Source organism: Actinacidiphila guanduensis (genome assembly GCF_900103985.1).
GTDB lineage: Bacteria > Actinomycetota > Actinomycetes > Streptomycetales > Streptomycetaceae > Actinacidiphila > Actinacidiphila guanduensis.
In genome coordinates this window covers 442,212-452,586 of the sequence record NZ_FNIE01000008.1, presented here as the reverse complement: position 1 = coordinate 452,586, position 10,375 = coordinate 442,212, and the positions used below count along the sequence as shown (strand labels likewise).

7 protein-coding genes are annotated in these 10,375 nt (G+C 75.4%); 3 read left to right on the top strand and 4 right to left on the bottom strand.

Annotated elements, in window-relative coordinates:
• Positions 1-546: 546 nt before the first annotated feature.
• Positions 547-996 (top strand): PTS sugar transporter subunit IIA, encoded by a 450-nt coding sequence (locus BLR33_RS19990; RefSeq protein WP_093785874.1) that lies wholly within the window; start codon positions 547-549, stop codon positions 994-996.
• Positions 997-1,001: 5 nt separating this feature from the next.
• On the top strand, positions 1,002-2,672 hold the full coding sequence (gene ptsP / locus BLR33_RS19985) for a phosphoenolpyruvate--protein phosphotransferase (protein WP_093785873.1): 1,671 nt from the start codon (positions 1,002-1,004) through the stop codon (positions 2,670-2,672).
• 24 nt (positions 2,673-2,696) lie between these two features.
• Here ptsP and BLR33_RS19980 read toward each other — a convergent pair whose 3' ends face one another.
• Entirely contained in the window at positions 2,697-3,749 is a 1,053-nt protein-coding gene (locus BLR33_RS19980) for a hypothetical protein (RefSeq protein WP_093785872.1), read from the bottom strand.
• A gap of 163 nt (positions 3,750-3,912) precedes the next feature.
• Complete coding sequence (locus tag BLR33_RS19975) at positions 3,913-5,931, bottom strand: acetoacetate--CoA ligase (protein WP_093785871.1); 2,019 nt, start codon at positions 5,929-5,931, stop codon at positions 3,913-3,915.
• A gap of 371 nt (positions 5,932-6,302) precedes the next feature.
• Between BLR33_RS19975 and BLR33_RS19970 the strand changes: the two genes are divergently transcribed.
• Entirely contained in the window at positions 6,303-8,546 is a 2,244-nt protein-coding gene (locus BLR33_RS19970; protein ID WP_093785928.1) for a glycoside hydrolase family 31 protein, read from the top strand.
• Here BLR33_RS19970 and BLR33_RS19965 read toward each other — a convergent pair.
• On the bottom strand, positions 8,513-9,040 hold the full coding sequence (locus tag BLR33_RS19965; protein WP_093785927.1) for an NUDIX domain-containing protein: 528 nt from the start codon (positions 9,038-9,040) through the stop codon (positions 8,513-8,515). The genes BLR33_RS19970 and BLR33_RS19965 overlap by 34 nt on opposite strands.
• Complete coding sequence (locus BLR33_RS19960; RefSeq protein WP_093785870.1) at positions 9,037-10,320, bottom strand: adenylosuccinate synthetase; 1,284 nt, start codon at positions 10,318-10,320, stop codon at positions 9,037-9,039. Before BLR33_RS19960 ends, BLR33_RS19965 begins: the two co-directional genes overlap by 4 nt.
• Between the last annotated feature and the right edge of the window lie 55 nt (positions 10,321-10,375).

Sequence of the window (10,375 nt, the reverse complement as noted above, 5' to 3'; positions counted from 1 at the left end):
GCCAGCGTTCGTCCTGAGCCAGGATCAAACTCTCCGTGAATGCTTCCCCGTCATCGGGGCCACACATCACGAGAGCGGCACCCGGGAAGGAATAATCCCCAGGTGCACAGCGTCCTCGCTGTGTTTCTTCTTCAAAGGAACCACGTCTCAGAGAGAACAAATCTCCAAAAGACGGGGTATCAACATATCTGGCGTTGACTTTTGGCACGCTGTTGAGTTCTCAAGGAACGGAAGCTGCCATCGGCCACCGTCACCGGCGCCCTCCGGGCTTTCCCTTCGTTGTGTCTCCGACTTTAGCAGATGCTTTCCGGTCGGAATTACCGGCCCCTTTTCGAGGACACACGTTCCCGCGTGTCTCGTCGAGGCGGTTGCGCCAACCTACAAGACCGGCTCCCGCAGGAGCAAATCGGGGGTGACGAGGGGGTGTCGATCCGGACGGCGCCGCTCGGGCGGAATCACCACTTGACATGACTTAGGCTGCTCTCGCGGCTCGCCGTCCGGTGACTGAGTGTGATGGCGCCTGATCTCCGCACCGAGGAGGCTTCCATGACCACTGTTTCGTCGCCCGTGAGCGGCCGGGCCATCGCGCTCGACGACGTGCCCGATCCGGTCTTCGCCGGCGCCATGGTGGGCCCGGGGGTGGCGGTCGATCCGCCGCGGGCCCGTACCGTCGCCGTCGCTCCGGTGGACGGTGTCCTGGTCTCCGTTCACCCGCATGCCTTCGTCGTCGTGGACAACGAGGGGCACGGGGTGCTCGTCCACCTGGGGATCGACACCGTGCAGCTCAACGGTGAGGGCTTCGCGCTGCTGGCAGCCAAGGGGGACATGGTCACCCGCGGGCAGCCGGTGGTGCGGTGGGATCCCGCGGCGGTCGAGGAATCGGGGAAGTCTCCCGTGTGTCCTGTGATCGCTCTTGAAGCTACCGTCGATGTGCTGAGCCGACTTGCGACCGGAAGCGAGGTCGCGGCCGGGGACACCCTCTTCGACTGGAAGTAGTTGCCATGGAGACAACGCTGCAGGGCGTCGGGGTCAGCCACGGTGTGGCGGTCGGCGAGGTACGGCACATGAGCACCGCGGTGCTGGAGCCGCCGGCCAAGCAGATCGGCAGCCAGGAGGCGCCCCGCGAGCAGAGCCGGGCGCGGCAGGCGCTGGAGGCGGTCGCGGCAGATCTGAACGCGCGCGGGCAGCTGGCCGGCGGGGACGCGCAGGCCGTGCTGGAGGCGCAGGCCCTGATGGCGCAGGACCCGGAGCTGGCCGCCGACATCGAGCGGCGGATCGCGGTGGGGAGCACGGCCGAGCGCGCGGTCTTCGACGCCTTCGCCTCCTACCGGGCGCTGCTGTCGGGTGCGGGCGAGTACCTGGCGGGCCGGGTGGCGGACCTGGACGATGTGCGGAACCGGATCGTGGCCCGGCTGCTGGGCGTGCCGATGCCCGGGGTGCCGGACAGCGACGAGCCCTATGTGCTGGTGGCGCGGGACCTGGCGCCCGCCGACACCGCGCTGCTCGACCCGACGCTGGTGCTCGGCTTCGTCACCCAGGAGGGCGGGCCGACCAGTCACAGCGCGATCCTGGCCCGGGCTCTCGGGGTGCCCGCGGTGGTGGCGCTGCCCGGGGCGGTGGATCTGGCCGAGGGCACGGTGGTGGCGGTGGACGGCAGCACGGGCGAGGTGTTCGTGGAGCCGGGCGCGGCCAAGCGGGCGGAGCTGGAGCGTGCGGTGGCCCAGCGGAAGGCGGCGCTGGCCGCCTCCTCGGGTCCGGGTGCGACCTCGGACGGCCACCGGGTGCCGTTGCTGGCGAACATCGGCGGCCCTGCCGACGTGGCGGCCGCGGTGGCGGCGGGCGCGGAAGGGGTGGGCCTGTTCCGTACCGAGTTCCTGTTCCTGGACGACTCGGTGCGGGCGCCGTCGCAGGAGAAGCAGGTGGAGACCTACCGGGAGGTGCTGGCGGCCTTTCCAGAGGGGCGGGTGGTCGTACGGGTGCTGGACGCGGGGGCGGACAAGCCGCTGGAGTTCCTGACGCCGGGCGACGAGCCGAATCCGGCGCTGGGCGTGCGCGGGCTGCGCACCCTGCTGGAGCACCCGGAGGTGCTGCGCACGCAGCTGCGGGCGCTGGCGCAGGCCGCCGAGGGGCTGCCGGTGCACCTTGAGGTGATGGCGCCGATGGTGGCCGACCGGCAGGACGCGCGGGCGTTCGCGGAGGCGTGCCGGGAGGCCGGGCTCGGGGCGAAGTTCGGGGTCATGGTGGAGATCCCGTCGGCGGCGCTGCGGGCGCGCGCGATCCTGCGCGAGGTGGAGTTCGTCTCGCTGGGGACGAACGACCTGGCGCAGTACGCGTTCGCCGCGGACCGGCAGGTGGGTGCGGTGTCGCGGTACCAGGACCCCTGGCAGCCGGCGCTGCTGGACCTGGTGGCCTTCGCCGCGGAGGCGGCGAAGGCGGCCGGGAAGGGCTGCGGGGTGTGCGGGGAGGCGGCGTCCGATCCGCTGCTGGCGTGTGTGCTGACGGGTCTGGGTGTCACCAGCCTTTCGATGGGTGCGGCGTCGATCCCGTATGTGCGGGCGGCGTTGGGGCGGCACACGCTGGCGCAGTGCGAGCGTGCGGCAGCCGCGGCCCGGGCGGCGGACGGTGCCGCGGAGGCCAGGCGCGCGGCCCGGGGCGTGCTGTCGGGCGAGTAGCAGGGCCGCCGGGCCGCTGCCCGGTCAGGGCCGGGGATCGGTGAGGTCGCCCGGCAGGGGCGGCGGCAGGGGGAGGCCGGCCGCGTACCGGACGCCGGGTTCGGGTGGGACGGGGTCGCCGGTGCTGGGGTCGGTGCAGTAGGCGTCGAAGACGGCGGCCTCGGTGAGCGGGTGGGGTTCGCCGCCGCACAGTTCCCAGCCGCGGACGGTGTCGTGGCCGTCGGGGTGGAGGGTGCGGGCGACGAGTCCGCCCGGGCGGCCGGTGACGGTGGCGGCGGCGAGGACGGTGCACACGGCCAGGGCGTCGGCGTCGTCCATGTCGAGGTCGCCGTCGGGGGTCGCGTCGAGGTGGACGGCGGCGAGCAGGGGTGGGCCGTCGTCGGTGGGGAGGCTGCAGACGACGTGGTGGGTGCCATCGCCGATGGCGTCGGCGAGGCGCAGCAGCGTGTGGGAGGCGCGGTCGAAGGCGCAGTCGGCGAGGGCCTGGCCGCAGTCGGGGCAGGGTCCGGCCGCCATGAGGATGTCGGTGGCGCGGTCCAGGGTGGCGCGGCGCTCGGTCTCGTGGGCGAGTTCGGCGCGCAGGGCGGCCAGGGGCTGGCGGGCGTAGGGCAGGCAGGCGCGGGTGGTGGTGGCCTCGGCGACGTAGTGGGCTCGGGAGGCCGGGGTGTCGGGTGGGCGGCGGGTGGCCCGGCAGTATGCGGCGTACGCCTCAGGGTCGAAGAGGGTGACGGCGACGTGGGTGCCCTGCGCGTGCAGGCTGCGCAGCAGGCCGTCGACCTGCCGCAGATACGTTCCGTAGTCGTCGAAGCGGAAGCTGCGGTAGCGGGTCATGGCGGTGAAGTCGGGCTCGTCGAGCAGGAGGCCCACGACGACGGGGGTCTCGCGGCGCAGGGCGCGGCGGTGCCGCTTGCCGCCCGGCGGTCTGCCGCGGCCGGTGCGCGATGTGCCGCGCGGTGGCGTATCGGGCCTGGTGGGCGGTTGGTTGCCGGTGCGGGTGCGCTGATTGCGCGCGGCGGTGGCGCGGGACCGGCGGGTGCGGTCGGTGCGGCCGTTCCGGTTCTTGCGGGTGTCGGACATGGCTCCCCCTCGGGTGCGTGCGGAGGTTCCGGGCCCTGGTGGCCCGGTTTCCCCTTCCGATCACTCACCGTAGTGGGTACCACTGACAACGGGGGTGCGGCGGTCCCGCGGGCGGCTTCCCGGGGCCGTCACCGCACGGGGCGGTTGCGGCGCCGGGGCGGTGCTACGGGCGGTCGCCGATGGTGCGTTCGGCGGCGAGCCGCTCGTAGAACCGCAGGACCTCCAGGTCGTCCACCGAGCCGGGGTTGACCGCCCGCTCCAGCGGGGCGCCCTGCAGGAGGCGTTTGACCGGGACCTCGATGCGCTTGCCGGTCAGGGTGTGGGGCACGCCGGGCACGGCGATGACCTCGTCGGGCACGTGGCGCGGGGACAGGGAGGCGCGGATGGCGGTGCGGATGCGCTCGCGCAGGGCGTCGTCCAGATGGGCGCCTTCGGCGAGGCGGACGAACAGCGGCATCCAGTAGCCGCCGTCGGGCTGTTCGACGCCGATCACCAGGGACTCGCGGATCTCCGGCAGTCGCTCGACCACTTCGTAGATGTCGGCCGAACCCATGCGCACGCCCTGCCGGTTGAGCGTGGAGTCCGAGCGGCCGTGGATGATCACGGTGCCGCGCGAGGTCAGGGTGATCCAGTCGCCGTGCCGCCACACGCCGGGGTACATCGTGAAGTAGCTGTCCCGGTAGCGCGTGCCGCCCGGGTCGTTCCAGAACCGGATCGGCATCGAGGGCATCGGGTTGGTGACGACCAGCTCGCCCACCTCGTCGGTCAGCGGGCGGCCCTGGGCGTCCCACGCCTGCAGGTCGGTGCCCAGGCACGGGGCCTGCAGCTCGCCGATGTGGACGGGGAGGGTGGGCACGCCGCCGGCGAAGCAGCTGCACACGTCGGTGCCGCCGCTGACCGAGGCGATCCACAGGTCGGCGCCCGCTTCTTCGTGCAGCCAGGTGAAGCCGTCCGGCGGCAGCGGGGAGCCGGTGGTGGCCACGCAGGTGAGGGCGGACAGGTCGAAGTCGCGGGCCGGGTGCACGCCGGCTTTGCGGCAGGCCATCACGTAGGCGGCCGAGGTGCCGAGGACGGTGGTGCCGGTGCGTTCGGCGATCCGCCACTGGGCGGCGGTGTCGGGGTGGCCGGGGCTGCCGTCGTAGAGGACGACCGTGGCGCCCACCAGGAGGCCGGAGACGAGGAAGTTCCACATCATCCAGCCGGTGGAGGTGTACCAGAAGAAGCGGTCCTGCTCGGTGAGGTCCAGGTGCAGGCCGGTCTGCTTCAGGTGCTCCAGCAGGATGCCGCCCTGGGACTGCACGATCGCCTTGGGCAGGCCGGTGGTGCCGGAGGAGTAGAGCACCCACAGTGGGTGGTCGAAGTCCACCTGCTCGTAGGCGGGTTCGACCTGGCGGCCGGTCACCTGCGCCCATTCCAGGACGCCTTCGGGGGCCGGGGTGCCCAGCAGGGGGATGTGGACGGTGGCGCGCAGGGTGGGCAGGGCGGCGCGCAGTTCGGCGACGGTGCCGGCGCGCTCGTGGGTCTTCCCGCCGTAGCGGTAGCCGTCGACCGTGAACAGCACGACGGGCTCGACCTGCTGGAAGCGGTCCAGCACGCTGCGGGCGCCGAAGTCCGGGGCGCAGGAGGTCCATACGGCGCCCACGGCGGCCGAGGCGAGCAGCGCGACCACGGCCTGGGGGATGTTGGGCAGGTAGCCGGCGACGCGGTCGCCCGGGGTGACGCCGAGGCGGCGCAGCTCCGCGGCCAGCGAGGCGACCTGGGCGGTGAGTTGGGCCCAGGTGACGGCGGCGGGCTCCTGCCGCTCGTCCACGTGCAGGAGCGCGGGGCGGTCGGCGTACCGCGGGTCGCGGCCGTGGCGCAGCGCGTGCTCGGCGTAGTTGAGGCGGGCGCCGGGGAACCAGCGGGCGCCGGGCATCGCCGGTTCGGCGAGCACTGTCTCGTAGGGCGAGCTGAAGCGGACGTCGAACCATTCGGCGACCGCCTGCCAGAACGCCTCGGGTTCGCGTACCGACCAGGTGTGCAGGGCCGCGTAGTCCGCGACAGGGTCGCCGGCGGGTGCGGGGGCGCCGTGCCGCTCGGCGGCGGTGCGGTGGAAGCGGGTCACCTGAGCGGCGGAGACCCGCTCCGGGCGCGGGCGCCACAGGGGCTCCGGCGGGCCGGCGGGTTCGGGCGTGGTGCTCATGGGGCGGCTCCCGGACGGTACGCGTCGTTGCGCTGGTGCGGGCCCGCGGGCCGGGGTCTCCCGGAGCCGGGGCTGGGCAGGACGATGCCATGTGATCGTCGCGGGCGCCAGACAGCGGCGGCGGGCGTGGGCGGTGTCACCTCCGGGGCGGCGTGGACTGGGTGGACCGCGGGCCGCCGCAGCCGGGCCGCGCAGGTGAACAGCGGCTGAACAAGCGGCACACGCGGCCCGGGCGCATGGAGAATGATCACATGGACGGTGCATACCTGCTGGGTTCGCTGTGGAGGGAGGCCGTCGACGGGTGGTCGGACGCGCGGACGGCCCTCGGGCGGCGGCGGGCAGGCGCCGCGGACCTGGCGAGGACGGCGGCGATGCTGCGCTCGGCGCAGGGCCGCCTGGTGGTGCGCTCGGCGCTGCGGCGGCGCGGCACGGACCGGCGCGACCTGCCGCGGTACGCGCCGGAGCGGGCCCGTACGCCAGGAGCGCTGACGGGAGCGGAGCCGGAGCCGGGCGGCGGCACGGTCCGCTTCGCCCGGGCGGTGCTGCGGGTGCGGGTCACCGCCGGCGGCGCGGTGTTCTGCGGCTGGGACGGCGCGGAGCCGGAGCCGTCGTACGCGCTGGCCGCGGGGTGCCCGCCGGTCGACGCGAGGGCGGTGCTCGAACCGGACGGTGAGGGCTGGCGGGTGGTCTCCGAGCGGATGACGGTGCGGATCTCGGCGCGGGGCGCGGTGGCTTTCCACACGCCGGGCGGGTTGCTGCTGCGCGCGGAGGGGCCGCCGCGCTGGCGGCTGCCGGCCGGGGTGGTCGAGAGCCGGGGCGGGCGCTGGGAGCAGCGGGCCCGGGTGCCCGCGGACGCGCGGGTCTACGGCCTGGGCGGGCACGGCGGCGGCCCCGCGCTGGGCACGGGCACCTACCGGCTGTGGAACAGCGCGGCGCAGGCGGGCGGGGGGCCCTCGGCCGCGATGCCGGTGCAGCTGGTGGTCTCCGACGCCGGCTGCCACCTGGTCTTCCACGACAGCACCTGGGACGGCGAGGTGGCCCTTTGGCAGGGCCGGGAGGGTGCGGGCTCGGGGCCGGACCAGCCGGGCGGCAGCCGGGTCTCGATGGAGGGCGGCCCGGTGCGCTACTGGGTGCTCGCCGGCACCCCGACACGAGTGCTGTCCGGCTGGACGGCGCTGACCGGGCGGCCGGCGGTGCCGCCGCTGTGGGCCCTCGGGCTGCACCACGCGCTGCCGCCCGGCGCGGGCGGGAACGAGGCCGTGCGGGCGGCCGCTGCGCTGCGCGAGCAGGGCCTGCCCGTTGCGGCCGTGCACCTCGACACCCCCGGGGCCGGCCTCGAACCGGCCGCTGCCGCCGAGGAGTTGGCCGTGCAGGGGGTGCGCCTGGTGTCGGTGGTCGATCCGGGGGTGCCGGCGGCGCCGGGCACAAAGCCGTACGAGGACGGACGGGCCGCGGGAGCCTTCGTGCGCGACGCGCGCGGCCGGGAGGTGCGCGGGGTGACGCGCGCGGGCGAGGCGGTCTTCCCCGACGTCACCGATCCCGCGGCGCGCGCCTGGTGGGGCGCGCGGTACGCCGAGGAGCCGCTGCGGGCCTTCGCGGGCTTCGCGCACACGATGGACGAGCCGCAGTCGCTGGCCGCTTTCGGCGACCCGACGCTGCCGCGCTCGGCCCGGCACGCCCTGGAGGGCAGTGGCGGCGACCACCGCGAGGCGCACAACGTCTACGGCCTCCAGTTGGCCCGCGCCGCCTACGAGGGCCTGCGCGCCCAGCGCCCGGAGCAGCGCCCTTTTTTGCTGGCCAGATCCGGCTGGGCGGGCGTGCAGCGCTACGCAGGCACAACCGCGGGCGACACGGCGGCCGGCTGGGCGGGCCTGCGGGAGTCGCTGGCGCTCGTGCTGGGCCTGGGGCTGAGCGGGGTGCCGCTGTCCGGTCCCGTCGTCGGCGGCGCGGGCACGGACGATCCGGAACTGCTCGCCCGCTGGTTCCAGTTGGCCGCCTACCTGCCCCTGCTGCGCACCGGCGCCGCCGGACCCGGGCCGGACGGGCAGGTGCTGGAGCCGATGCGGGCCGCGCTCGCCGAACGGGCCCGGCTGCTGCCGTACTTGGAGACGGTGGCGCACATCTCCCGCCGTACGGGGGCGCCCTGGGTGCGTCCGCTGTGGTGGAAGTCGCCCGGCGACCGCGATCTACGCGCGTGCGGCGACGCCTTCCTGCTGGGGGACGCGCTGCTGGTGGCGCCGGTGCTGGCGCCGGGGGTGACCCGCCGCCGGGTGCGGCTGCCGCGCGGCCGCTGGTACGACACGGTGACCGGGCAGGCGTACCCGGGCCGCAGCACGGTGCTGACAGCCGCCCCCGCGGAGCGGATCCCGGTGCTGGCGAAGGCGGGTGCGGTGCTGCCGGTGGCCGGGCCGGACGGGGCGGTGGAGCTGGAGGTGTGGGCGCCGCGGGCCGGCCGCAGCGGGGGCGGCGAGGTGATCGCGGGCGACCCCGAGGGCTGGTCCTCGCCGCGGCGGGAGCGGTACGTGACGCGCTGGGTCGAGGGGCGGGTGGCGGTGGAGCGCGAGGGCGGCGGCGCGCCCCGCTACACGGTGCGGGTGCGCGGGGCGGACGCGTAGGCGCCGGCGAACCAGCGGCGGGCCGCGATGGTGTGCAGCGGGAAGCCCAGCTCCTCGGGGGCGTGGAGGACCTGGTGGCCCTCGGTCTCATCGGTGGCGGCGGAGGGCGGCAGGTCGGCGGCCGGGCGGGGCGGCAGCAGGCCGAACAGCAGGAGGTAGCCGCCGACCTCGTCGGTGAGGGCGTCGGCGAGCGCGACGTCCGAGGCCGCGGCCGCGATGCCGGTCTCCTCTCCCAACTCCCGCACCACGGCGTGCTCCCAGCTCTCGCCGAAGTCCACGAAGCCGCCGGGCAGGGCGAGTCGGCCCAGCGCCGGGGGGATGCTGCGGCGGATCACCACCAGGCCGGTGCGCCCGCCGTCCAGGACGGGCAGCAGGCAGACCGCGACCGGCAGCGGGTTGCGGTAGGCGACCTGGCCGCACGTGCCGCATCGGCGCGGCCAGGTGGCGGTGTCGGCGTAGGGCGTTCCGCAGGCCGAGCAGTGGGAGTCCTTCAGCACGGGCGGACCCTATCCGAAGCGGGCAGGGCGCGGGTGAGGCGCTGGTCGGCGGGGCCGTGGGACTCCAGCAGCACCGGGGCGCCGAGCAGCGCCGAGACCGCCTCCGGCCAGGCGCCCGGTGCGCTGCCGGGCGAACTCCAGCGGGCGGGGCGGGCGGTGGACAGGCGCGCGGTCAGTGCCTCCTGGCGGGCCAGGTCGCCGGGCGGGCCGACGGGCAGGTGCTCGATCTCCCGGCCGCCGATGCCGTAGGCGGTGCAGATCCGCAGGGAGGGGCAGCGGGCGGGGGCGTCGAGGTGGGTGAGCGCCAGGGCGTCGATCCCGCCGCACACCTCGACGGCGTAGCGGTGAGCGACGGCGTCGAAGTGCCCGGTGCGGAAGGCCCCCTGCCAGCGGCCGTGCCGGTTGTGCGGCTCGGGCAGCAGGGCGCCGAGCGCGGGGTCCTCGGTGACGTGCGGGCCTGGCCCGTGCCGGACGGTGGTGGTGCGCAGCACCCCGAGCCGCAGCGCGCCGCGGGTGTCGCCGGCCTCGGCGAGCAGCGTCTCGGCGTTGGCGAAGGTGGTGGTGGACCAGGTGGTGTACGGGTGGAAGCCGTGCCACTCGTCCAGCAGGACGCCCTGGGCGCCCTCGAAGACCAGGCGGCCCTCGCGCGCCATGCGGGCCAGGGCGTCCTCGCCGGTGAGGGTGACGGTCCGCGCGAAGGCGCCGAAGGCGTCCGCGCAGTCCTCGACGGGAGGCGCGTCGAGCGGGCCGAGTTCACCGGCCAGGCGGTCGCGCAGCCGCCGCAGCAGGCGCAGCAGCCGGGGCCGGTCGGCGCAGTCGCCGGCGGTGGGGGCCTCGCCGGGGTGGGCCAGGGCGTAGCGGGTGCTCTCGCCGACGCCCATGCCGCACGAGCCGTGCCGGGCCGCTCCCCTCAGCTCTTCGCGCCTGCGGCCGGCGGCCGCGTGGTACGGGGTGACCAGGGGCGCCGCCCGGTCGGCGGTGAGCAGTGCGTAGGGGTCGGCGACGCCCAGGCCGCGGAGGTGGTCGGCCTCCGCGGCCAGGGCGAGCGGGTCCACGGCGGTGAAGCGGGACAGGTGGGTGGGGGTGCCGCTGAGGGTGCCGGCGCCGAACTGGGCGAAGGTGTGGTGGCGGCCGTCCGCGGTCACCACGTTGTGGGCCGCCTGGGGGCCGCCGTTGAAGCGGACCACGGCCCGCACGGGCCGCGCGCGGCACAGGGCGGCCACGGTGGCGCCCTTGCCGGCGTCGCCGTAGCCGAGGTCCACGACGATAATGTGCATCGCGGGGCTCCTTTCCTGTCCCTCGGGTCCGCACGGCCCTCGCCGTGCGGCCGGT

What these genes read in the sequence shown, in the direction of transcription:
- BLR33_RS19990 (WP_093785874.1), top strand. Translation starts at nt 547, where the DNA reads ATGACCACTGTTTCGTCGCCCGTGAGCGGCCGGGCCATCGCGCTCGAC.
- ptsP (WP_093785873.1), top strand. Translation starts at nt 1,002, where the DNA reads ATGGAGACAACGCTGCAGGGCGTCGGGGTCAGCCACGGTGTGGCGGTC.
- BLR33_RS19980 (WP_093785872.1), bottom strand. Translation starts at nt 3,749, where the DNA reads ATGTCCGACACCCGCAAGAACCGGAACGGCCGCACCGACCGCACCCGC.
- BLR33_RS19975 (WP_093785871.1), bottom strand. Translation starts at nt 5,931, where the DNA reads ATGAGCACCACGCCCGAACCCGCCGGCCCGCCGGAGCCCCTGTGGCGC.
- BLR33_RS19970 (WP_093785928.1), top strand. Translation starts at nt 6,303, where the DNA reads ATGCTGCGCTCGGCGCAGGGCCGCCTGGTGGTGCGCTCGGCGCTGCGG.
- BLR33_RS19960 (WP_093785870.1), bottom strand. Translation starts at nt 10,320, where the DNA reads ATGCACATTATCGTCGTGGACCTCGGCTACGGCGACGCCGGCAAGGGC.